Below are 23,289 nucleotides of genomic sequence, written 5' to 3'. Positions count from 1 at the left end.
TGGGTGCGCAGGAAGTTCTCCTGCCTACATTCTTCCTGCGTCGTAAAACTCTGCTATGCCTTCAAGCCCCGGAAGATGGGGTGAAAGCTGAGGCAACTCAGCCACCGAGCCGATTCCCATCCGTTCGAGGAAATACGACGTCGTGCGGTACAGGACGGCTCCGGATTCGGGGTCGTTGCCCGCATCTTCGATCAGTCCACGCTGGGTCAGCGTCCGCACCACGGAATCGACGTTGACTCCCCGAATTGCCGAGACGCGCGCCCTGGAGACGGGCTGCCGGTAGGCGATGACGGCGAGAGTTTCAAGCGCCGCCTGCGTCAGCCTGGCAGTCTGCCCCTCGAGCACGAATCCGCCGACAACGTCGGCGAATGCTGCGCGGGAGTAGATTCTCCAGCCACCGGCAATGTTCCGCAATTCAAAACCCCGGGGGGCGGCACCGAAACCAGCACTGCTAGGTGAAAGGCTGGAGTCGTCCGCATCCGGGGCCTTACCAGTATAGCCGTTATACTCCCGCTGCAGTTCCAGCAGGAGATCGTCGACGACGCCGACCGTCAGGTGCAGTCCGGCGGCCAGTTCGGTGGCGGTCGCGGGCTCGTCGATCACCATGAGCACCGCTTCGAGCGCCGCCCGGGCACCGCCGGGCAGCCCGGCGAGATCCGGCAGGTCCGCTGCTTCCGTCGGCGGCTCGCTCATGGCTGTTCCTCGTATTCGTCGCTCAGGGTCTCGCTGCTCCAGTCCGGGCGGTCGGCGGTCCAGTGCACCGAGAGCTCGCCCAGCGGCTGCAACTGGTCGAAGGAGACCACTTTATCGCGGAACATTTCCAGCAGGGCGAGGAACCGGACGACCACCACCAGGGTGGATTCGGCGTCGGCGATCAGCGCCCGGAAGGTGAGCGCCTTGCCGGCCTGGAGCCGAAGACCGATGATCTCGGCCTGCTCCTTGATGCTTACCGGGGTGCCGTGGAGGTGCGCCAGCCCGACCTCGGTGGGGGCTGCTTCCTTCGGCTTCAGGGCCGCCTCGGCCAGGGCGGCGAATTGCTGCGGGGTGTGCTTCCACACGAGTTCGGGCAGCAGCGCCGCAAACCGGCCCTCCAGCGCGACCTGGCGGGGGTAGCGCCGGCCCTCCAGTTCCAGGGTGCTGCCGAGGAGTCCGGCGACCTGCTTGAAGGCCCGGTACTGCAGCAGCCGGGCAAAGAGCAGGTCGCGGGCTTCCAGCAGGGCGATGTCCTCGTCGTCCTCGACTTCACCGGCGGGCAACAGCCGGGCCGCCTTCAGGTCCAGCAGCGTGGCAGCGATCACCAGGAACTCGCTGGCCTCATCGAGTGCCCAGTCCTCCCCCAGTTGCTGCAGGCCCTTGCTGTATTTGATGAACTCGTCGGTGACCGTGGCAAGCGCCACTTCGGTGATGTCCAGCTGGTGTTTGGAGATCAGGCCCAGCAGCAGGTCGAACGGGCCGGTGAAATTCTCCAGCCTGACCTCGAAGCCGGGTTTCTTCGCGGGCGGGGCAAGCTCCGCCGTCAGGGTGCCTGTGGTCGCCACGGCCTGCTAGGGCGCGCCGCCGCGCGAGATCAGCTCTTTGGCCAGGCGGCGGTAGGCGTCGGCTCCCGGGTGGGTGCCTGCGTAACTGGTGATCGGTTCGGCGGCCACGGTGGCGTCGGCGAACTTGATCGAGCGTTTGATGACGGTCTCAAAGACCGTGTCGCCGAACGCCTCGACGAGCCGGGCGATCACCTCGCGGCCGTGCAGGGTCCGGGCGTCATACATGGTGGCAAGGACGCCGTCGACCTGCAGGCGCGGGTTCAGCCGGTCCTGGACCTTGTCGATCGTCTCGACCAGCAGCGCCACGGCCCGCAGCGCGAAGAACTCGCAGATCAGCGGGATGATGACGCCGTGCGCCGCGGTCAACGCGTTCACGGTCAGCAGCCCGAGCGAGGGCTGGCAGTCGATCAGCACGACGTCGTAGTCGTCCTCGACTTTCTTCAGCGCCCGGTCCAGGACCTGCTCGCGGGCCACTTCGTTCACCAGCTGGACTTCCGCGGCGGAGAGGTCGATGTTGGCCGGCAGCAGGTCGACGTTTTCGACGCCGGTCTTTTGGATCGCGTCGCGGATATCCACCTTGCGGTCCATCAGGACGTTGTAGACCGTCAGGTCCAGTTCATGGGGGTTGGTGCCGAGGCCGGCGGAGAGGGCGCCCTGGGGGTCGAAATCAACCAGCAGCACCCGCCGGCCATATTCGGCCAGGGCCGCGGCCAGATTGATGGTGGACGTGGTCTTGCCCACGCCGCCCTTCTGGTTGACCATGGCGATGACCCTCGCCGGGCCGTGGGAAGACAGCGGCGCAGGCTCCGGGAAATCGCGTTGGGGGCGCCCGGTGGGGCCCATGATGGCGTCTTCCTGGTCGAGTTCGGTGCCTTCCAGAGTGGCTGAACCCTGTTCGCTGCTCACGTATCTATCCACACTTTCGATGACGGTGATTTTTCGTGCCCGACCCGGTGGGCTGCAGGGCCGGCGGATCGTTATTCCTCCCAAGGTTACAGCCCCGACACGTTATTGCGGCGGACCTTGACAACCGCCGTTCGGCGCGCCTTGACCCTTTGGTTGAGGTCGAGGGTTGCTGGCGGGGCGTGCCCCCGGGCACGCGAAACCGCCCGGCGCGACTGGCGCGGCCGGGCGGTCTGGCGTGTTGGTCCGGTGTGGACTCAGACGGTGGACTGAGACGTTGGACTCAGACGTTGGCCGGCACCGGGGCGGAAGCCTGGGCCGGTTCCCCGGCGGCAGGCTGCTCTGCATGGCCGGCGATCATGGTCTGTTCGTCGAACGGTTCGGCGCCGGAGAGGACGCGCTCGACCTGGCCGCCGTCGATCTCCTTGACCCAGGTGCCGATCAGGACGGTGGCGACGGCGTTGCCGGTGAAGTTGGTCAGGGCCCGGGCCTCGGACATGAAGCGGTCGATGCCGACGATCATGCCGACGCCGCCGAGCAGTTCCGGACGGTGGGCCTGCAGGCCTGCGGCCAGGGTGGCCAGGCCGGCGCCGGTGACACCGGCGGCGCCCTTGGACGCGATGACCATGAAGACCAGCAGGGAGATCTGCGCGCCGAGGTCCAGCGGCGTGCCCATGGCGTTGGCCACGAAGAGGGATGCCATGGTCAGGTAGATGGCGGTGCCGTCCAGGTTGAAGGAGTAACCGGTAGGCACGGTGACGCCGACGACCGGCTTGGAGATGCCGAGGTGTTCCATCTTGGCGATCAGGCGCGGCAGCGCCGCCTCGGAGGAGGACGTGGAGAAGATCAGGAGGTATTCGCGGCCGAGGTACCGCATCAGCCGGAAGATGTTGACGCCGGCCACGACCTGGAGGATTCCGCCCAGGATGACCACGATGAACACCGCGCAGGTCAGGTAGAAGGCAACCATGAGCGTGGCCATGCTGATGATGGCCTGCACACCGGTGGCACCTACGACGGCCGCGATGGCACCAAAGGCACCGACCGGAGCGAGCCACATGACCATGATGAGGATCCGGAAGACGAGCGCCTGGCCGTGGCCGATGGCTTTCAGGATCGGAGCGCCCTGTGGCCCCATCTTCTGCAGCGCGAATCCGACCAGGATCGCGGCGAGCAGGGTGGGCAGCACCGGAACGTCACCCGGGATGATGCCGAGCAGGAAGTCCACCGTGCTGTCGGTGGCGGCCTTCTTGTTGGGATCGTACGGGGCCAGTTTGAGGCCCTCGCCGGGGTGGATCAGGTTGCCGACGACCAGGCCGATGGCCAGGGCGAAGGTCGACATGACGATGAAGTAGCCCAGGGCCAGGCCGCCGACCTTGCCGACCGTGGCGGCCTTGGCGATCGAGCCGATGCCCAGGACGATGGTGCAGAAGATGACCGGGGCGATCATCATCTTGATGAGCTTGATGAATCCGTCGCCGAGCGGCTTGAGCGACTTGCCGGCCTCGGGGAAAATCAGGCCGATCAGTGCGCCGAGGACAACCGCGACGATGACCGCGATGTAAAGGTAATGGGACTTGTCCAGTCCCTTGCGCCGCTTCTTGACCGGCGCTGCGGCCACTGCCGCCGACTCTCCTCGTTGAGAGGCCATGGTGTTCTCCTTGGATAGGCTGGACCTGATACGGCGTTCGCACGCATCTGTCCGTTCTGCTTGTTCCCCCATCATTGTGGACGCAGTGACGAGCATCACCCTTGCGTTCATATTGGTCATGGAAGGTGCAGTTGATCCACCACTGGAGCATCGCCCGCCGGCTGTTTGTGGCCCACCTGCTGTTCATGCTGGCCCTGACCGCCGTGGTCGGCACAGCCACGTACGTGGACGCCCGCGACCACGCCTACCAGGAGGCCGGCCGGCGGATGGCCGGGATCGCCGCCGCGGTGGCGGACAATCCACAGGTCCTGAAGGCATCCGGCACGGCAAACCCGTCCGCACAACTGCAGCCCTATGCGCTGCAGGTGATGCAGGATTCCGGCGCGGACTTCATCACGATCATGGCGCCGGACCGCACCCGGTGGACCCACCCGAAGGGCGAGGAACTGGGCAAGCCCTATATCGGGTCGGTCGACGCCGCCCTGCGCGGGGAGGTCTTCACCGAGATCGTGGCCGGCACGCTCGGCCCGTCGGTGCGCACGATCGCCCCGGTCAAAGACACGGACGGTTCGGTCCGGGCGCTCGTGGCCGCCGGAGTCACGGTGGGAACCGTGGACGTGGCCTTTTCCGGCCGGTTGCCGGCCCTGCTGGCGATCGCAGCGGCTCTGCTGGTCGGCGGTTCGGTGGCGTCCTGGCTGCTGGGCCGGTACCTTCGCCGGGTGACGCGTGGCTGGGGCCCCGAGCAGCTCGCGCAGCTGTTCGCCTACTACGAGTCGGTGCTGCACTCGGTCCGTGAGGGCGTGGTGCTGATCGACCCCCGGGGAAAAGTGGTGATGTACAACGACCAGGCCGCCGCGCTGCTCGGCGTCCCGCCGCGCCCGGTCGACGCCGGCACCTCCGGAACCAGTCACCGGGAGGCGCCGTCGCTGGCCGACCTGCCGCTGGCCCCCAGCCTTCGGGAGCTTTTCGAATCCGGCCGTTCCGTCCAGGACGAGATTCATCTGAGCGGCCCCCGGGTGCTGGTGGTGAACCAGGGCCCGGCCATCGGACCACCCGCCACGGCCGGGCGCCCACGCCCCGCGTCCGGTCGGCAGCGCACGGCCGCGTCCGGCGCACCGGTCTACGGCACCGTCGCGACCATCCGGGACCGTACCGAGATTGAGTCCCTGGGCAGCGAGCTCGAAACCATGCGGACCCTCTCTGACGCGTTGCGCGCCCAGACCCACGAGCACGCCAACAGGCTGCACACCTTGGTATCCCTGATGGAACTCGGACGCGGCGCCGAGGCCCTGGACTACGCGACCAACGACCTGGAGCTGAGCCAGCGGCTGACCGATGACCTGGTCAGCTCGATTGAAGAACCCGTGCTCGGCGCGCTGATCATGGGCAAGGTGGCCGAGGCCCATGAGCGGGGCGTCGAGCTCATCCTTTCCACCGACGGGTCCACCGCCGTGGCCGGGCCGGCCGTCCAGGACCTGGTGGCTATTCTCGGAAACCTGCTCGACAACGCCATCGACGCCGCCGCCGGGGCACCGCCGCCGCGGCTGGTCGAGCTGTCCGTTAGATCCCAGGACGGTTCCCTGGACATCTCGGTGGAGGACAGCGGGCCGGGGATTGACCCTCACGCGGTCGATGACGTGTTCCGGCACGGTTTCAGCACCAAGGCGCCCGGACCGTTCGGCCGCGGCCTGGGCCTGGCGCTGGTCCGTCAGGCGGTCCAACGCCTGGGCGGTAGCATGACCATCACCAGCCCGGCCGGAGCCCTGTTCCGGGTCACCCTGCCGGCCGCGCCGGCCGGGGAGCCCCGCCCGGCGGAAGTACCCGCACCGGCACTTCCCGGCCCCCGGACCGGCCCCCGGACCGACGGGGCGGATCCGGCCGGAACAGCAAAGGACCAACCATGAGCGATATCCGCGTACTCGTCGTCGAGGACGAACCCATCGCGGCGGCGGCGCATGCGGCCTACGTCGGCCGGCTGGAAGGATTCACCTTGGCCGGCTCAGCTCCGGACGGCCAGTCCGCCCTGCGGCTGATGACCGAGTGGTCGGCGGCCGGCCGGGCCGTCGATCTGGTACTTCTGGACATGAACCTGCCGGACCTGCATGGCCTGGACATCGCCCGGAGGATGCGCGGCGCAGGCCTCTTCGCCGACATCATCGCGATCACCGCGGTCCGCGAACTGAACATTGTCCGCAGCGCCGTCGCAATCGGCGTCGTGCAGTACCTGATCAAGCCGTTCACGTACGCCACCTTCGCCGACAAACTCTCCAGCTACCGGCTCTTCCGGGAACAGCTCGCCTCCCCCGGCACGGGCGGCGACGGCCCGGGCGCCTCCCAAAGCGACGTCGACCAGGCCTTCGCGAGCCTGCGGGCGCCGTCGGAGCTGCCGCTGCCCAAAGGCCTGTCCGGCCCCACCCTGGACTCAGTGCAGGCTTTCATGAAACGGCAGTCCGGCGCGGTCTCCGCCAGCGAGGTGATGGAAGCGCTCGGCATGTCCCGGGTCACCGCACGCCGCTACCTCGAGTACCTTGCCGATGCCGGCCTTGCCTCCCGCACGGCCCGCTACGGAGCCCCGGGACGGCCGGAAAAGGAATACCGCTGGAGCAGGGCGCTTAACTGAGGGCGGTCAGCTGCGGGCGGCTAGTCCGCGGCGGGCCGCAGCGTCTCCAGCAGCTGGTCGATGACGCCGGCGTCCTCGATCGTGGAGGGCACCACGTAGTCGTCGCCGTCGGCGATCTGGCGCATGGTCTTGCGCAGGATCTTGCCGGAACGTGTCTTGGGCAGGGCCTCAACCACCGTGACGTGCTTGAAGTCGGCGACGGCGCCGATGTCGCGACGGACCAGGGCCACCAGGTCCTTGACCAACACGTCGGTCGGCACGTCAACCCCCGACTTGAGGACCACGTAGCCGGCCGGTCGCTGCCCTTTGAGCGGATCCGCGAGGCCGACCACGGCACACTCGGCGACGGCCGGGTGCTGGCCGATCACCTGTTCCATGGCGCCGGTGGAAAGCCGGTGGCCTGCGACGTTGATGATGTCGTCGGTGCGGCCCATCACGAAGAGGTAGCCGTCCGCGTCCCGGTAGCCGGAGTCACCGGTGGCATAGTAGCCGTCGAAGGCCTGCAGATAGGAGGAAATGTAGCGGTCATCGTTGCGCCAGAGAGTCTTCAGGGTCCCCGGCGGCAGCGGCAGCCCCAGCACGATGTTGCCCTCCGTGCCGGGCTCAACCTCGGCGCCGCCCCCGTCCAGGATCTTCAGGTCGAACCCGGGCATTGGAACGCTCGGCGAGCCCGGCTTGATCGGCAGCGGTTCCAGTCCCCGCGGGTTGGCACAGATGGCCCAGCCGGTTTCGGTCTGCCACCAGTGATCCACCACCGGCACGCCAAGCACCTTGGACGCCCAATGGAAGGTGTCGGTGTCCAGCCGTTCGCCGGCGGCAAAGAGGGTCCGCAAACTGGAGACGTCGTAGCGGCCCAGCAGTTGCGCCTCGGGGTCGGCCTTCCGGATGGCGCGCAGCGCGGTCGGCGCGGTGAACAGCACGTTGACCTTGTGGTCCTGGATGACCCGCCAGAACGCGCCGGCGTCGGGGGTCCCCACCGGCTTGCCTTCGTAGAGCACCGTGGTGGCGCCGGCCAGCAGCGGCCCGTACACGATGTAGGAGTGCCCCACGACCCAGCCGACGTCGGACGCGGTCCACAGCACGTCGCCGGGACCGACGTCGTAAATGTTCGCCAGGGTCCAGCGCAGGGCGACGGCGTGGCCGCCGTTATCCCGGACCACCCCCTTGGGCGATCCCGTGGTCCCGGAGGTGTACAGGATGTAGAGCGGGTCGGTGGCCTTCACGTCGACCGGGGCTGCCGGGGCGGCCACGGCCATGGCCTCATCCCAGTCCCGCCAGCCGGCATGGTCGGCCGCGGCCGACGCGAACCCGTCCCGCGCTTTTACCAGCACGGGCGTGTCCGGCGCGCCGGCCAGCTCGAGTGCTTCCGCCACGGCCGGCAGGTACTCGATCCGCCGCGAGGGTTCGATTCCGCCGGAGGCGGTAACCACCGCTGCCGGTGCCGCGTCCCGGATCCGGGCGGCAAGTTCCTTGGGCGCGAAGCCGCCGAACACCACCGAGTGGATCGCGCCGAGCCGGGCGGTGGCGAGCATGGCGATGGCGGCTTCCGGGATCATCGGCATGTAGATCACCACCCGGTCACCCTTGCCGACGCCGTGGCTGCGCAGCACGCCGGCGAAGCGGGCCACCAGGTCGGTGAGCTCGGCGTAGCTGAAACGCTGCTGCGTGCCAAGCATGGCCGAGTCGTAGATCAGGGCGTCCTGCGCTCCGCGGCCTTCCGCCACGTGGCGGTCAAGGGCGTTGTAACAGGTATTCAGCACGCCGTCGGGGAACCAGCTGTAGAGCGGGGCCCGGCCGGAGTCGAGGGCCCGGCTGGGAGGGACACTCCACACCACCTGGGCGGCCGCGTCCAGCCAGAACTGCTCCGGCCGCTCGACGCTGAGTTCATAGCTGTCCCGGTAGTTGTTGGTGACCATCAGAATCATCCCTCCACGACGTTGTGATGCAGCTCATGCTAGCCCGGAGTATGGGAGCGCCACAAGACTTTTGTATACACAAAAGCGCGGCACAGCGGCTTTTGGGGCTAGACGCTAGGAAACGCCGCCTTCCGTGTATACACTGAGGGGACCGTCCAGGGAAGGAGACCAGCATGCGCGCCAGCGACAAGGCCTATGCCTCGCTCCGCGAGGACATCATCGAGTGGCGTCTCCAACCCGGTACAGTGCTCGCCGAAGTGGAGCAGTCCGAGCGGCTTGGGATCTCCCGGACACCGCTCCGGGAGGCGCTTGGCCGGCTCACCGCGGAGGGACTGACCAGCGCCGCCGGCGGCCGCGGCGTCGTGGTCACCGATATCTCGCTCGAGGACATCGATGAACTGTTCGAACTGCGCGAAACGTTGGAAGGCAAGGCCGCCGCGCTAGCCGCGGAGCGGGGGGACGCCGAGGTTTTCGCCCGGCTGTGGCGTGAACTGCTCCGGGCGCCGGAGCTGATCAGCGACGCGGACCCGGCACGGCACGACTACTACCGGCTGGTCGGGCGGCTCGATGTGGCCATCGACGCGGCCATCTCCAATGCCTACCTGGCGCAGGCCATGCGCGGACTGCGCGTCCACCTGGTCCGCGTCCGGCGGTTGGCCGCCGACGACGCCGAGCGGCTCGCCGCCGCCGCCGCGGAGCACGCCGCGATCGCGGAGGCGATTGCCGCCCGAAACCCCCGGCTCGCCCAGGCAGCCACCACCCTCCACCTGCACCGCAGCCTTTCCCACCTCAAAGCCACCCACGTACCGCACCAGAAGGAGCACCATGGTTAAGGAACACCACGTCCGCGTCTACAAGAGCGAAGAGAACCTGGCCCGCGAGGACCAGCTGGCCTACAAAATCGCCAAGGTTGCCGCCGACCCGGTCGAGGTCTCAGACGACGTCACCGACATGGTGATTAACCGCATCATCGACAACGCGTCGGTGGCGATCGCCTCGCTGAACCGTGCCCCGATCGTCGCCGCGCGTGCCCAGGCACTGACCCACGGGCCGACCACCGGGGGCAAGGGCTCGAAGGTCTTCGGCATCGACGAGCCGGTCGCGGTCGAGTGGGCCGCCTGGGCCAACGGTGTGGCAGTCCGCGAACTCGACTACCACGACACCTTCCTGGCCGCGGAGTACTCCCACCCGGGCGACAACATCCCGCCGATCCTCGCCGTCGCCCAGCACGTCGGCGCCAGCGGCAAGGACCTGATCCGCGGCATCGCCACCGGCTATGAGATCCAGGTCAACCTGGCGAAGGCGATCTGCCTGCACAAGCACAAGATCGACCACGTGGCCCACCTCGGCCCCTCCGCCGCGGCCGGCATCGGCACGCTGCTGGGCCTCGACGTCGAGACCATCTTCCAGTCCGTCGGCCAGGGCCTGCACACCACCACCGCGACGCGGCAGTCGCGGAAGGGCGAAATCTCGACCTGGAAGGCGCACGCCCCTGCCTTCGCCGGCAAGATGGCCGTCGAGGCGGCGGACCGGGCGATCCGCGGCCAGACCTCCCCGGTACCGATTTATGAAGGTGAGGACGGAGTCATCGCCTGGCTGCTGGACGGTCCGGATGCCAGTTACTCGGTGCCGCTGCCCGAAGCCGGCGAAGCCAAACGAGCCATCCTCGACACGTACACCAAGGAACACTCCGCCGAGTACCAGGCGCAGGCCTGGATCGACCTGGCCCGTAAGCTGCACGGCGAGCACCCGGAGGTCACGGACCCGGCCAACGTCGAATCCGTCCTGATCAAGACCAGCCACCACACGCACTATGTGATCGGCTCCGGCGCGAACGACCCGCAGAAGTACAGCCCCACCGCCAGCCGCGAGACCCTGGACCACTCCATCCCTTACATCTTCACAGTCGCCCTGCAGGACGGCAGCTGGCACCACGTCGACTCCTACTCCCCCGAGCGCGCCGGCCGTCCGGACACGGTGGAGCTGTGGCACAAGGTCACCACGGTCGAGGACCCGGAATGGACCCGCCGCTACCACTCCCTGGACATCGCGGAGAAGGCGTTTGGCGGCTCGGTCGAAATCACGTTGACCGACGGCACCGTCCTCACCGACCAGATTGCCGTCGCGGACGCCCACCCGCTCGGTGCCCGGCCCTTCGCCCGGGAGCAGTACGTGAACAAGTTCCGCACCCTCGCCGCAGGACTGGTCGCCGATGAGGAGATCGAGCGCTTCCTGGCCGCCGCCGCGCGGCTTCCCGAGCTGGCCGCCGGCGAGCTCGACCAGCTCAACATCAAGGCTGCCGACGGCGTGATCGACCTTGCGGCCGCACCGAAGGGACTCTTCTAATGCTGTATTCGAAGACCACGCCGGAGCAGAAACGGCTCCGCTTCCGTGAAATGCTTTCGGCCGGGACCATCGTGCAGTTCCCGGGTGCGTTCAACCCGCTCTCGGCGCGGCTGATCGAGGAAAAGGGCTTCGCCGGTGTCTATATCTCCGGTGCAGTCCTCGCGAACGACCTCGGCCTGCCGGATATCGGCCTGACCACGCTAACCGAGGTGGCCACCCGGGCCGGGCAGATTGCCCGGATGACGGACCTGCCATCGATCGTGGATGCCGACACCGGCTTCGGCGAGCCGATGAACGTGGCGCGCACCGTCCAGGAACTCGAAAACGCCGGCCTGGCGGGCCTGCACATCGAGGACCAGTTCAACCCGAAGCGCTGCGGCCACCTCGACGGCAAGAACGTCGTTGACCTGGAGACCGCCACGAAGCGGATCCGGGCCGCAGCCGACGCCCGGCGGGATCCGAACTTCCTGATCATGGCCCGCACCGACATCCGCGCCACCGACGGGCTGACGGCGGCGCAGCAGCGCGCCAAGGCCCTCGTGGAGGCCGGCGCGGACGCGATCTTCCCGGAGGCCATGAAGGACCTCAGCGAATTCCAGGCGATCCGTGATGCCGTCGACGTGCCGATCCTGGCGAACATGACCGAGTTCGGCAAGAGCGCGCTGTTCACGGTGGACGAGCTGGCCGGCGTCGGCGTCAACATGATCATCTACCCGGTCACGCTGCTCCGTAGTGCCATGGGCGCCGCTGAGCGTACGCTGGAAGCGATCCAGGCCGACGGCACCCAGGAGGCGCAGGTTTCGAGCATGCTGACGCGTGCACGGCTCTACGACCTCGTGGACTACGAGGCCTACAACCGCTTCGATACCGGGGTTTTCAACTTCCAGATCCCCGGCAACTGACACCCAGGACCGCCGGCCCCGGCCGGTCACCCGCGTTAGGAACAAAGGAGTTTCAGCATGGCTGAAAATGACATCAAGAAGGGCCTCGCCGGCGTCGTGGTGGACTACACCGCCGTGTCGAAGGTCAACCCGGACACCAACTCGCTGCTTTACCGCGGCTACCCGGTGCAGGAACTGGCCGCCAAGTGCAGCTTCGAGGAAGTGGCCTACCTGCTGTGGAACGGCGAACTGCCGACCGCGGAGCAGTTGTCCGAGTTCACCGCCAAGGAGCGTGCCAGCCGCGCGCTGGACCCGGTGGTCAAGCAGATCATCGACGCGCTGCCGCTTTCGGCGCACCCGATGGACGTCTGCCGGACTGCGACGTCTGTGCTGGGCGCCCGGCACCCGCTGGCGGAGGACTCTTCGCGGGCGGCGAACATGGCCAAGGCCGTTGACCTGTTCGCTGCGATGCCTGCGGTGGTGGCCTATGACCAGCGCCGCCGTCATGCGGAGGGGCCGATAGAACCGGTGGCACCCCGCGATGATCTGGGCTACTCCGCGAACTTCCTCTGGATGACCTTTGGCGAGGAGCCGGTGCAGGAGGTCATCGAGGCCTTTAACGTTTCGATGATCCTGTATGCCGAGCACTCCTTTAACGCTTCGACCTTCACGGCCCGGGTGATCACCTCGACGCTGTCGGATCTGCATTCCGCCGTGACCGGGGCCATCGGGGCGCTCAAGGGGCCGCTGCACGGCGGCGCGAACGAGGCCGTCATGCATACGTTTGACGAAATCGGCATCCGGCAGGAAGAGTCGCTGGAGGAGGCGGCGGTGCGGGCGAAGGCCTGGATGGAAGATGCCCTGGCCCAGAAGAAGAAGGTCATGGGCTTCGGACACCGCGTTTACAAGCACGGCGATTCCCGGGTCCCCACCATGAAGGCGGCGCTGGACAAAATGGTGGCGCACTACGGCCGTCCCGAGCTGCTGGGGCTCTACAACGGCCTGGAGACGGCAATGGACGAGGCGAAGGCCATCAAGCCGAACCTGGATTACCCGGCCGGTCCGACCTATCACCTGATGGGCTTCGACACTCCGACCTTCACTCCGCTGTTTGTGGCCAGCCGGATCACCGGGTGGACCGCGCACATCATGGAGCAGCTGGAAGCGAACTCGCTGATCCGTCCGCTCAGCGAATACAACGGTTTGGACGAACGGCACGTGCCGTAGCATCCTCCACCGAACGACGGCGGGCCGGCCACCTTGCAAGAGGTGACCGGCCCGCTGTGCTTTCCCGGAGCTGCCGGGGCGTCTCCGGTCCTGCTAACCCGCGGTGACCTTCACCGACGTGAGCATGCGCTTCGCGTTCAGGTACTCGGGGGTCTGCATGTAGGCCCGGGCCGCGTCCATCGACGGGAACGTCTTGGCGCCCTTGCGGTTGGGGACTTGTTCGGTGCCGCCGGCGTTGACCTGGAAGGTGTCGGCGAAGGAGAAGAGCGGCGACCAGGCGGGGCCGTTGACGACGTTGTAGAACATGCACGTGGTGCCGTTCTGGCCCGCCGCCATGCTGGTCAGGCCGTAGGACGCCGTCACGCGGTCTGCCTCCTGGAGCGCACGGAAGGTGAACCGGGGCGTGACCGAACCCTTCGTGGGCTGGTACGGAATGTCGACGTCGACCGAGTCCAGCACGGTGTACGGCACCGCTCCCTGGCAGGCACCGCCGATGCCGCCGGACGGTCCGGCGTGCAGGGATGCCACCACCATTCCGGCCTCATCCGAAACGTCAACGTCCACCACATCGGACCCCGCACCTGCCGGCGGCGCCACCCGCCAGGCGGCCGGGTGCTCGAAACTTACCCTTCCGTCCGGGCTGGTGAAGGTCTGCCAGGACGCGGCAGGAGGTGGCGTCGTGGCGGCGGGTGAGGACGACGGGGGCGGCACCGACGCCGACGTCGCAGCGGTGGATCGCGGCGTCGTGGTGAGGGACGGGGATGCTGCCGGGGCCGGGACGGAGTCCGTGGCAGCTGCGGTAGCGGCCGGCTCTACTGATCCCAGGTTCCCTGCCACGGCTACACCCCCGGCGAAGGCCGCCGCGACAAGGGCAGCGGCGCCGACCGCCCAGGGCCAGCGCCGCCGCGCCCCGGTGCGTTTCGCCGGTTCATCGTTGTAATCGTCCTCGCCCGGAAGGTCGAGATTATGCGAGTCCATGCCTGCCCCCAAAAGGTCCGCGTGTGCCGGCCGCCGGGCGATGGCGTGCGTGGATCGCCGCGGAGGTTTGTCTGTTCCCTAGGCTACCGGCGCGACCGCGGCCTTTCCGGGATCCCGGCTCCGCGTCGCCCTTCGGCACGCAGTCGGGGTCAGAGCGGCGGGGCGGGGTACCGGATGGATGCCACTGTCTCATTGTCCTCAGCGAGGACCACGACGACGTCGATCGGGACCCCGGACAGCGCGCCGGGAAGCCAGTGCCCAGCGTCCTGCCACATCCGCTCCAGCGGCAGCGCCTCGGCGTCGAACCACTCCGGGGTGATCTCCAGGCTTTCGGCTGGTTCGCCCTCCCAGCGCCGCGTGGTGAAGAGCCGGCAGGACATGCTCCACTCGGGCCGGGCCGGAAAGAGGAACTCGACGACGCCGGCGTGAGCCAGGTCATCCTGCCGTACCATGATGCTGGTCTCTTCCCAGACCTCGCGGACCACAGCTTCGGCGTCGCTCTCCCCCGGCTCGACGTGGCCCCCGATACCGACGATCTTGCCGGCCCCGAAGCCGGTCCGTTTCAGGCCCAGCAGCACCTCGGTCCTTCCCCCTGCTTCACGGAGCAGGAAACAGAGCGTGACCGGTGTGGAATCCATGGGTCCAACCCTATCGCCGTCGCCGGTTGTCACCGGTGCTATCCACCGGCCGGTCCCTCACCGACCAGCTGCGGCCGCAGCTGGACCGGGATCCCTTTCTGCGCGAACTCCTGGTCCATTGCCTGCTGGGCGGTGAGCCCCTGGTTGTTGAGGGCCTGGAACTCCCACGTGAAGACCGTTGCCCATGGTTGACGGGTGTCCCAAAGAAACCGTCCATTGTGCAGTGTGGCAATTCTGAACCAGGCATTGCCGCCGTCGAGCTGGAGGGCTTTGGTTCCCTCATCGGAAATGGAGTAGGCGAGCCAGCCGTCGGCGCAGCCCAGCACCGTGTAATACGCCCGCTCGCCAGGGGGAACCGGCCCGATGGCGCGCGTCTGGTCGTTGCGTTGCTGGTCGACGTTCGCGATCGAACATTCAACGCCTCCGGTCCTCAGGGTGCCCGCTTCTGCTCCCGTTGTGGCCCCGGATGTCGGTGCGGACGGGCCGGTCGGTGCGGACGGGCTGGAAGTCGCGCTTGGCGGCGGCGTTCCGGAAGGAGAGGACGCAACCGGCGTCGGGGTTCCGGCCGGGGCCGGTCCGGGCTCCGGCCGGGTCAACAGATTGCCGCCCACGACGACCGCGCCGATGACGGCCGCCGCAGCCACCAGAGTGGCAGCAGCTGCGAGTGCTGTCCGTCGTGCCGGGACGCGGCGGCCCATCCGGACGATGTTTGGATCGGTGGAAGAGACGATCGAGCGTGCCGAATCCGAGGGTGCGGGGGCTCGGAGCGGCAGCGGGTGAGCGTCTCCCAGCACAGGCTTGGCGTTCTTCATAAGCTGTTCAATGCGGTCCATGGCTACTCCTTTGGTTCCGTCATCAGGTGTGCTGGAGCCACCTTGGCGAAGGCTCGTCGAGCGCGGTGCAGCCGGACTGCGGCGCCTGAGGGTGAGCAGCCGAGCGCCTGGCCGAGCTCGGCGATCGTCAGATCGTCCCAGTAGCTGAGTATCAGGACCTCCCGGTCTCGTTCGCGTAGGTGGTCCAGCACGTCCGCTACCGCGGCCTGTTCTTCGCCCGCGGTGGCGGGGGTGCGGGTGCGGGCTTCCTCCTTGAGCCGTTCGACAAGTTCTTGGCGGCGACGGCGGCCCTTGTATTCATTGCCGACCACGTTCCGGGCCGTGGCGAGCAGCCACCCAATTCCGGGTGGTTCCGGTAGCTGCTTTTCCCAGGCAACCTTGAAGACATCGGCGGCCAGTTCCTCGGCGCGGTGCGGGTCGCTGATGCGGCAGGCGATGTAGCGGTAGACCCTCATGGAATGCTGCGTGTGCAGATCAATGAACGCTTGCTCTTTGGCTGCCAACATGCTCTTCCCCCAAACATTGAATGACTGGTTCCTGATCCTAGAGTGTCCCGGGGAGTGGATTTCATTACACCGCCGGGTAACTTTTCGCCGTTCCGGCGTCGCTGCGGAACCGCATGACCTCTGTTGTCCGTCCCGGGCGGAGCTAGGCGGGCGCTTCAGCTGACCATGCCGCGCGTGCTCACGCCGCCGTGAAGTGCTGCCAGTCCGGGAAGGGGTCCGGAGGCAGGTTCACTTCTGGTTCGGGCCCGGGGTCCGGCGGCAAATCCCAGCCCGGATCGTGCCCGGGGTCCGGCGGCAAATCCCAGCCCGGATCGTGCCCGGGGTCCGGCGGCAAATCCCAGCCCGGATCGTGCCCGGTTGTGGCTTTGTCCGGCCAGTGTGCTGGTTCCCAGTCCTGGTGTTCGCTGGGGTAGTGCCGGCCCGTCGGTGAGGTCCAGCCGGGCGGGTAGTCTTTGGTCGCTGCGGTGGGGGTCCAGGCGGAGCGGTGTTTGAGCCGATGGTGTTTGCGGCAGGGCTGGCCGAGGTTGCTGATCCCGGTGGTGCCGCCGTCGGCCCAGGCCAGCAGATGGTCCGCCTCGTTATCCAGCGAGGAGTTGTTGCAGCCGGGGAACGAACATTTGCCGTCCCGCAGCCGCAGCCACTGCCGCAGCGGCCTCGGGACCCGGTAGCTGGTCCGCCCGATTTCCAGCGGCGCCCCGTCCCGGGGGTCGGTCAGGACCCGGTAGAACGACTCGGTACCGTCCGCGACCAGGGCCCGGGCCATCGACGGCGGGATCGGACCATACCCGTCCAGCATGGCCGGCTCCTCGGTGGCGCCGAGCAGCGACAGGGCCGGGACGGTGACCAGGACCTGCGCCCGCGGCGAGGGCACGTCCCCGGACAAGCCACCGGCCGTTCCGGTCTGACCGCTGGTGAGGAGCCAGGTGGCGGCGACGTCGGCGCGGAGCTGGGACAGAGTGCGGGCCTCACCCGGCGCCTGCAAAGCACGTGCCGCGGCGGTGGTCCGGTCCCAGATCCCCGCGGCGGTATCGGCGGGCAGGTAGGCGGAGAGCCACGCCATCCCGTCGCGGTCCGGGACATACTCAACCCGCCGGTCCGCCGTGCACTTGGTGTGGCGGGCCTCGATGCTGACCGGGTGGTGGCGCTCCCGCCAGGTCCGCGCCTTGGCCCGGAACCGGCCCGGCACCAGGTCCCCGGCCGGGCAGCCGCGCGCCGGGTCCGGCGCACCGGGGTCCAGGAAATGCGCCTCCAACCCGGCCGCCCCGGCCGGGTCCAGGCCGGAGGTTTCATCGACCATGATCCGGGCGTGCTGCCAGGACACCGTCCCGGCCTGCAACGCGGCCAGGGTCAGCGGCAACCCGCAGGTCAGCGCCCGGGACTCGGCCAGCAGCGCCGACGCTGCCCGTTCGCTGACCGTCAGGACACAGGCAAGCTCGGCCTCGAGCGCCATCTCCTGCACGCTACGATCCACCGCCGAGGCCACCGGCGACGCCATGCCCCCGACCGCGTCCGCATAATCGGCGACAAGCCTGACCTTCAACGCCGCAGCCCGCGCCTCCAACCGGGCAACCTCAGCCAACCCGTCCAGACACGCCTCCGCCCTGCCCCGCAACGGATCCGCATCCCGCCACGGATCATCGTCGAAACCGTGGCCAGCACCCCAACGGGACCCCCGCCAGCCAAGGCAGCAAGCGCAGCGGCCGACGCGGCGACAGCCGCCACGGCCTGCTCGCTCTCCGCACTTAAAGCAACGCTGCTTCCCATACCCACAGACTACGAGTAGCCACTGACATTACTCGCGGGCTTCACGTGGACCGAAGAGCGATGATTTAGTGCCCTGCCGGACAGGGGCGTTTTGGTCCCCCCCGGGCCCCCGCGCGCGAAGCCCGCGCCCGTGAGCCGAGTGTCCTCTAGCCCAGGGCCCTCGGGTGCGCGGCGGCGTAGATCTCACGCAGCGTGTCGGCAGTGACCAAGGTGTAGACCTGCGTGGTCGTCACCGAGGCATGGCCGAGCAGTTCCTGCACGACGCGCACGTCGGCGCCGCCTTCCAGCAGGTGCGTCGCGAACGAGTGCCGCAGGGTATGCGGCGACACGTCCTTGGTGATGTTGGCTTTCTCGGCGGCGGCCTTGAGGATGGTCCAGGCGCTCTGCCTGCTGATCCGGCCGCCCCGGGCGTTGAGGAACAAGGCCGGGGTACCTTTGCCCTTCGCTGCCAGCAGGGGCCGGCCGCGGACCAGATACGCGTCCAGGGCGCGCGCGCCGAAGGAGCCCAACGGCACCAGCCGTTCCTTGGAACCCTTGCCGAAGAGGCGGACGATGGCGGGGCCGGCACCGTCCTCGGCGTCGTCGCCGCGCAACGAGATGTCATCCACGTCCAGGCCGACGGCTTCACTGATGCGTGCCCCGGTGGAATAAAGAAACTCCAGCAGGGCGCGGTCACGGAGGCCGGTTGCCGTGTCCGTGCCGACTGCCTCCAGGATGCGGGTGACCTCGTCGACGCTGATTGCCTGGGGCAGCCGTTTGCCGGGCATCGGGGGGTGCACGTCACTCGCCGGGTCGGTGGGCGTCAGGCCTTCGAGCGCCCAGAACTTGTGCAGGCCGCGGACCGCGACGACGGTCCGGGCGGCCGAACGGACGCCCAGCGCCGCACCGCCGTCGGAACCGTCGGAGAGTGCCTGGACAAATGCGGTCACATCCCGCCGGGTGATCTCCTCGGGGCGCTGGCGGCCGGCACCGGCGAGGTGCCGGGCGTACCGGGCAAGGTCCCGCCGGTAAGCGGACAGGGTGTTGGCGGCAAGACCGCGTTCCACGCCCATGTGCTGCAAGTACTCGGTGATGGCACGGTCGACGGCGGTGGGCGGCCTTGCGGCCGGCGCGGCGGAAGCCTGCGGGTCCGCCGCGGCGGACGTCTGCTGGGCCTGCGGGTCCGCCGCGTCGGAAGCCGTTGAGGCGGGGGGCTCAGCCGCCAACAGGCCGGTCATCAGCGTTGGCTGGGGTGTGCGGGCCAGGGCGCGTCAGCGGGTCGGAGCCCACGGAAGTCAGTGGCGCGGGCCGAAGCTGCTGCCAGGATACCGACGACGGCAGACGGATTGTGCAGACGCCCTTCAAGGACCGCACGGACCGCGTCGTCAAGGGCAACCCACTGCAGCTCGATCTCGGCTTCCTCATCGGTGCGGACGTGCTGCTCGTGGCCCGGGACCTCGCCCAGGTCCCTGGCCAGGTAAATGCGGACGGCCTCGCTGGAGGAGCCGGGCGAGTTGAAGATGTCCACCAGCACGTCCCAGCGAGCGGCCGTAAGGTCGGCCTCTTCGGCCAGTTCGCGGGCCGCCCCCGTCACGAAGCCTTCGCCCTCGACGTCGAGCAGGCCGGCCGGAATCTCCCACAGGTCCATGCCGACGGGATGCCGGTACTGCTTGATCAGCAGGACCTCACCATCGTCGTTCATGGGCAGGACAGCGACGGCGCCCGGGTGGTCAATGTAATCGCGGACCAACGGGTCGCCGTCGGCGCTCAACCGGAAGCTGTCGCTGACCACATCCCAGATTCGGCCCCGGTAAACCTTCTCTGAGGACAAAAGACGGCGCGGACTCGGCTCGTCCGAAACCTGCCGTGCAGCATGGTTGGTCTCGGGATTGCCGGGCATCGCGCCGTCCTTTGGTTCAGGTGATCGTTACTTGGACTCTACCGGAGAAGGCTTGGCGGCACTCTTCACGGCAGCCGCCGCAGGCTTCGATGCGCCCTGCTGACGGTCAAGGGCCGCCTTGACCAGTCCTGCAAACAGCGGATGCGGACGGGTGGGCCGGGAGCTGAGCTCCGGGTGTGCCTGCGTGGCCACGTAGTAAGGGTGCACGTCGCGGGGAAGCTCGACGTATTCGACCAGCTTGCCGTCGGGTGAGGTCCCGGAGAAGACCAGGCCGTGGGAGGCGATCTGCTCGCGGTACTTGTTGTTGACCTCATAGCGGTGCCGGTGGCGCTCACTCACCTGGGTCTTGCCGTACGTCTCGGCGACTACCGAGCCCTCGTCGAGCTTGGCTTCGTAGAGGCCAAGGCGCATGGTGCCGCCCAGGTCGCCCTTGCCTTCGACGATGTCCAGCTGCTCTTCCATGGTGGCGATGACCGGGTACTTGGAGTCCGGTTCGAATTCCGAGCTGGAGGCACCTTCGAGGCCTACCACGTTGCGGGCATACTCGATCACCATGCACTGCAGGCCCAGGCAGAGGCCGAGGACCGGCAGCTTGGATTCGCGGGCATACTTCAGGGCACCGAGCTTGCCTTCGAGGCCGCGGATGCCGAAGCCGCCTGGGACGCAGATGGCGTCCGCGCCGTCCAGGGCCTTGAACGCACCTTCTTCGGTGTCGCATTCGTCCGAGGGGACCCAGCGGATCTTGACCTTGGTGTTATTCGCAAAGCCGCCGGCCCGCAATGCCTCCGTCACGGAGAGGTAAGCATCCGGCAGGTCAATGTACTTTCCGACCAGGGCAACCTCAACCTCGTGCTTGGGGTTGTGGACGGCTTCGAGGAGCTTGTCCCAGCTGGTCCAGTCGACGTCCCTGAAGGGCAGGTCAAGGGCGCGGACGATGTAGGAGTCCAGGCCCTGGGAGTGCAGGGTCTTCGGGATGTCGTAGATGCTCGGCGCGTCGGGGCAGCCGATCACGGCGTCAATATCGACGTCGCACATGCGGCCGATCTTGTCGCGCATCGCCTGCGGCACCTCGCGGTCCGAACGGATCACGATGGCATCGGGCTGGATGCCGATCGAACGCAGCGCCGCGACGGAATGCTGGGTCGGCTTGGTCTTTAGTTCCTGCGACGGCCCGATGTACGGCACCAGTGAGACATGCAGGAAAAACACGTTGTTCCGGCCGACGTCCTGGCGGACCTGGCGGGCGGATTCGAGGAACGGCTGGGACTCGATGTCGCCGACGGTGCCGCCGATCTCGGTGATGATGACGTCCGGGGCGTTCTTGCCCTCGGCAGGGAGCCGCATCCGGCGCTTGATTTCATCGGTGATGTGCGGGATGACCTGGACGGTGTCGCCGAGGTACTCGCCGCGGCGTTCCTTGGCGATCACCGTGGAGTAGACCTGGCCGGTCGTGACGTTCGCCGAGCCCTCGAGGTTTTCGTCCAGGAAGCGCTCGTAGTGACCGACGTCGAGGTCCGTCTCGGCGCCGTCGTCGGTCACGAAGACCTCGCCGTGCTGGAAGGGATTCATTGTGCCCGGATCCACGTTCAGGTAGGGATCGAGCTTTTGCATTGTTACAGACACGCCGCGTGCCCGCAGGAGGTGGCCGAGGCTCGAAGCCGTCAGCCCCTTACCGAGCGAGGACGCCACACCACCGGTTACGAAGATGTGTTTGGTCGTCTTGGACGAGCCCGGGAACCGGGAATTTACACGGGAATTTGATCGCTGCACCACGGAATTCGAGCCTATCATCTTTTGGGCCCTCTGCGGGCCGGAATATCGGCGCTGTGATCGTCAACCCAGTCCCCCGGCCGGCCGGGCCTCCCCGGCTCAGGCCTGCTGCGGCAGCAGCTTGGCGTCGTCGAGGAGTTCCTGGGCATGGGCCCGGGCCGACTCCGAATCCTCCTGCCCTGCCAGCATGCGGGCCAGCTCGCGGACCCGGTCCGCCTCGTCCAGCAACTGCACATCGCTCGAGGTGAAGCCGGTGGCGGTCGCTCCGTCCGCGCCGCGCACGGACGTTTTGGTGACCCGGATGTGCTGGTCTGCGAACGCCGCCACCTGGGGCAGGTGCGTGACCACCAGGACCTGGACATGCCGGGCCAGCATCGCGAGCCGCCGCCCGATCTCAACGGCGGCGCGGCCACCCACGCCGGCGTCGACCTCATCGAAGACGAAGGTGGGGACCGGGTCGACGGCGGCCAGCACCACTTCGATGGCGAGCATCACCCGGGAGAGTTCGCCGCCGGATGCGCCCTTGCCCAGCGGCCGGGCCGGCGCGCCGGAGTGCGGCTGCAGCAGGAAGGAGATCTCGTCGACGCCGAACGGTCCCAGCTGGGTCCCCGGGTCCACGCTGATGACGAGGGTTGCGTCGGCCATCGCGAGGGCGGTCAGCTCGCCGCTGACCCGGGCGGAGAGCTCCTTGGCGGCCTTCTTGCGGGTCTTGGTGATGGCGGCGGCCTGCTTGCGCAGTTCGGTCTCGGAGCGTGCGACGTCGGCGTCCAGTGCCTCGATCCGGGTTGAGTCGTCCTGGAGTTCCTCGTGGCGCGCGCGGGCCCGGTCCGCCCATTCGAGCACCTCGTCGATGCTGGGCGCATACTTGCGCACGAGCTTGGCCAGCGCCGCCCGGCGGTCTTCGATCTCGGCGAGGCGTTCCGGCCCCTCCGTGTCGAGGCCGGCTTGGTAGCTGGCCAGGTCGACGGCGATGTCGTTGAGCAGGAAGCCCACCTCCGCGAGCCTGGCGGCGGCCGAGCCGAGTTCCGCGTCGTGTTCGGCGACGTGCTCCAGGGTGCGCTTGGCGGCGTCCACCAGGGTGGTGGCGTCGGCTTCCTCGCCGAAGTCCTCGGAGCTCAGTGCCTGGTGGGCGGTGCTGGCGGCGATCCGCAGCTCCTCGACGTTGGCGAGCTTGACGGCCTCGGCTTTGAGCGCTTCATCCTCGCCCGGCTGCGGGTCGACGGCGTCGATTTCGGCCAGGGCGGCCTCCAGGGATTCCGCTTCGCGCAGCCGTTCGCGGGCAGCGCTGCGGAGCTCATCGAGTTCGGACTGGCTGGTCCTCCAGTGACCGTGCAATTCCTGGTAGGCGGCCAACGATTTGGCGAGACCCTCCCCCGCGAATTTGTCCAGTGCCTCGCGTTGGGCCACCGCGCTCTTGAGCCGGATCTGGTCCGACTGGCCGTGCACCACCACCAGCGTCCCGCCGATCTCGGCAAGGACCCCGACCGGGGCCGCGCGGCCGCCGAGGTAGGCCCGGCTTCGCCCGTCGGCGCCGACGCTGCGGGCGAGCAGCAGTTCAGCGCCGCCGTCGAACTCCTCCACCTCGGCCCCGGCCTCACGTGCCCGGCTGACCGCCGCGTGCCCGGCGTCGAGCTTCAGCACGGCCTCGGCGGAGGCGCTTTTGGCGCCGCTGCGTACCGCCCCGGCGTCGGAGCGGGCGCCGAGCAGCAGGCCGACGGCGGTAACCACCATGGTCTTACCGGCGCCGGTCTCGCCGGTGACGACGCTCAGCCCGGGGCCGAGCGGCAGCGTGGCGTCCGTGATGACGCCGAGGTCGCGGATTCTCAGTTCTTCAAGCAT

At 68.1% G+C, this 23,289-nt stretch carries 20 protein-coding genes; 6 read left to right on the top strand and 14 right to left on the bottom strand.

The window, feature by feature from the left end:
* Positions 1-24 precede the first annotated feature (24 nt).
* The 4 genes from scpB to AC3ANP_RS12195 all read right to left on the bottom strand — a co-directional run bounded on the left by scpB (position 25) and on the right by AC3ANP_RS12195 (position 4,092).
* Positions 25-693, bottom strand: coding sequence for an SMC-Scp complex subunit ScpB (gene scpB / locus AC3ANP_RS12210; protein ID WP_488330439.1), 669 nt, complete (start codon positions 691-693; stop codon positions 25-27).
* Entirely contained in the window at positions 690-1,538 is an 849-nt protein-coding gene (locus tag AC3ANP_RS12205; RefSeq protein ID WP_488330438.1) for a segregation and condensation protein A, read from the bottom strand. Before AC3ANP_RS12205 ends, scpB begins: the two co-directional genes overlap by 4 nt.
* Positions 1,539-1,544: 6 nt before the next feature.
* A complete protein-coding gene (locus AC3ANP_RS12200; protein WP_488330437.1) occupies positions 1,545-2,444 on the bottom strand; it encodes a ParA family protein in 900 nt (299 codons plus the stop codon).
* 280 nt (positions 2,445-2,724) lie between these two features.
* A complete protein-coding gene (locus AC3ANP_RS12195; protein ID WP_488330436.1) occupies positions 2,725-4,092 on the bottom strand; it encodes a cation:dicarboxylate symporter family transporter in 1,368 nt (455 codons plus the stop codon).
* 131 nt (positions 4,093-4,223) lie between these two features.
* Here AC3ANP_RS12195 and AC3ANP_RS12190 point away from each other — a divergent pair, with 131 nt between their 5' ends.
* Together AC3ANP_RS12190 and AC3ANP_RS12185 are read left to right on the top strand one after the other, a co-directional pair.
* On the top strand, positions 4,224-5,996 hold the full coding sequence (locus tag AC3ANP_RS12190; RefSeq protein ID WP_488330435.1) for a sensor histidine kinase: 1,773 nt from the start codon (positions 4,224-4,226) through the stop codon (positions 5,994-5,996).
* Positions 5,993-6,712 (top strand): response regulator, encoded by a 720-nt coding sequence (locus tag AC3ANP_RS12185; RefSeq protein WP_488330434.1) that lies wholly within the window; start codon positions 5,993-5,995, stop codon positions 6,710-6,712. The genes AC3ANP_RS12190 and AC3ANP_RS12185 overlap by 4 nt, the downstream gene beginning before the upstream one ends.
* A gap of 20 nt (positions 6,713-6,732) precedes the next feature.
* Here AC3ANP_RS12185 and AC3ANP_RS12180 read toward each other — a convergent pair whose 3' ends face one another.
* Positions 6,733-8,628, bottom strand: coding sequence for an AMP-binding protein (locus AC3ANP_RS12180; RefSeq protein ID WP_488330433.1), 1,896 nt, complete (start codon positions 8,626-8,628; stop codon positions 6,733-6,735).
* Between the two features lie 173 nt (positions 8,629-8,801).
* On the opposite strand from AC3ANP_RS12180, the gene AC3ANP_RS12175 reads away from it, so the two are divergent.
* The 4 genes from AC3ANP_RS12175 to AC3ANP_RS12160 are packed head-to-tail and all read left to right on the top strand — an operon-like array spanning position 8,802 to position 13,082.
* On the top strand, positions 8,802-9,461 hold the full coding sequence (locus AC3ANP_RS12175; protein ID WP_488330432.1) for a GntR family transcriptional regulator: 660 nt from the start codon (positions 8,802-8,804) through the stop codon (positions 9,459-9,461).
* Positions 9,454-10,974, top strand: coding sequence for an MmgE/PrpD family protein (locus tag AC3ANP_RS12170; RefSeq protein WP_488330431.1), 1,521 nt, complete (start codon positions 9,454-9,456; stop codon positions 10,972-10,974). The genes AC3ANP_RS12175 and AC3ANP_RS12170 overlap by 8 nt, the downstream gene beginning before the upstream one ends.
* Positions 10,974-11,876, top strand: coding sequence for a methylisocitrate lyase (gene prpB, locus AC3ANP_RS12165; protein ID WP_488330430.1), 903 nt, complete (start codon positions 10,974-10,976; stop codon positions 11,874-11,876). Before AC3ANP_RS12170 ends, prpB begins: the two co-directional genes overlap by 1 nt.
* 57 nt (positions 11,877-11,933) lie before the next feature.
* Positions 11,934-13,082, top strand: coding sequence for a bifunctional 2-methylcitrate synthase/citrate synthase (locus AC3ANP_RS12160; protein ID WP_488330429.1), 1,149 nt, complete (start codon positions 11,934-11,936; stop codon positions 13,080-13,082).
* Between the two features lie 93 nt (positions 13,083-13,175).
* Here the strand turns inward: AC3ANP_RS12160 and AC3ANP_RS12155 are convergent, their stop codons facing one another.
* The 9 genes from AC3ANP_RS12155 to recN form a co-directional block, all read right to left on the bottom strand.
* Positions 13,176-14,060 (bottom strand): hypothetical protein, encoded by an 885-nt coding sequence (locus AC3ANP_RS12155; RefSeq protein ID WP_488330428.1) that lies wholly within the window; start codon positions 14,058-14,060, stop codon positions 13,176-13,178.
* A 149-nt stretch (positions 14,061-14,209) separates the two neighbouring features.
* Positions 14,210-14,698 (bottom strand): 8-oxo-dGTP diphosphatase, encoded by a 489-nt coding sequence (locus AC3ANP_RS12150; RefSeq protein ID WP_488330427.1) that lies wholly within the window; start codon positions 14,696-14,698, stop codon positions 14,210-14,212.
* A gap of 38 nt (positions 14,699-14,736) precedes the next feature.
* Positions 14,737-15,531 carry a hypothetical protein gene (locus tag AC3ANP_RS12145; RefSeq protein WP_488330426.1) on the bottom strand — a complete coding sequence of 265 codons (795 nt, stop codon included), beginning with the start codon at positions 15,529-15,531 and terminating at the stop codon, positions 14,737-14,739.
* Between the two features lie 2 nt (positions 15,532-15,533).
* Positions 15,534-16,037 carry an RNA polymerase sigma factor gene (locus AC3ANP_RS12140; protein ID WP_488330425.1) on the bottom strand — a complete coding sequence of 168 codons (504 nt, stop codon included), beginning with the start codon at positions 16,035-16,037 and terminating at the stop codon, positions 15,534-15,536.
* A 178-nt stretch (positions 16,038-16,215) separates the two neighbouring features.
* On the bottom strand, positions 16,216-17,616 hold the full coding sequence (locus AC3ANP_RS12135; RefSeq protein ID WP_488330424.1) for an HNH endonuclease signature motif containing protein: 1,401 nt from the start codon (positions 17,614-17,616) through the stop codon (positions 16,216-16,218).
* Positions 17,617-17,947: 331 nt separating this feature from the next.
* The gene (xerD, locus tag AC3ANP_RS12130; protein ID WP_488333043.1) at positions 17,948-18,853 is read right to left on the bottom strand and encodes a site-specific tyrosine recombinase XerD; all 906 of its coding nucleotides are present in this window, start codon (positions 18,851-18,853) and stop codon (positions 17,948-17,950) included.
* Positions 18,854-19,017: 164 nt separating this feature from the next.
* On the bottom strand, positions 19,018-19,680 hold the full coding sequence (locus AC3ANP_RS12125) for an NUDIX domain-containing protein (RefSeq protein ID WP_488330423.1): 663 nt from the start codon (positions 19,678-19,680) through the stop codon (positions 19,018-19,020).
* Positions 19,681-19,707: 27 nt separating this feature from the next.
* Positions 19,708-21,471 (bottom strand): CTP synthase, encoded by a 1,764-nt coding sequence (gene pyrG / locus AC3ANP_RS12120; protein WP_488330422.1) that lies wholly within the window; start codon positions 21,469-21,471, stop codon positions 19,708-19,710.
* Between the two features lie 78 nt (positions 21,472-21,549).
* Positions 21,550-23,289, bottom strand: a complete 1,740-nt coding sequence (gene recN, locus AC3ANP_RS12115; protein ID WP_488330421.1) for a DNA repair protein RecN — start codon at positions 23,287-23,289, stop codon at positions 21,550-21,552.

Source organism: Arthrobacter sp. JB02-1C (assembly GCF_057748045.1).
Note: the sequence above shows the minus strand (reverse complement) of the source record. Positions and strands in the feature narration are given on the sequence as shown.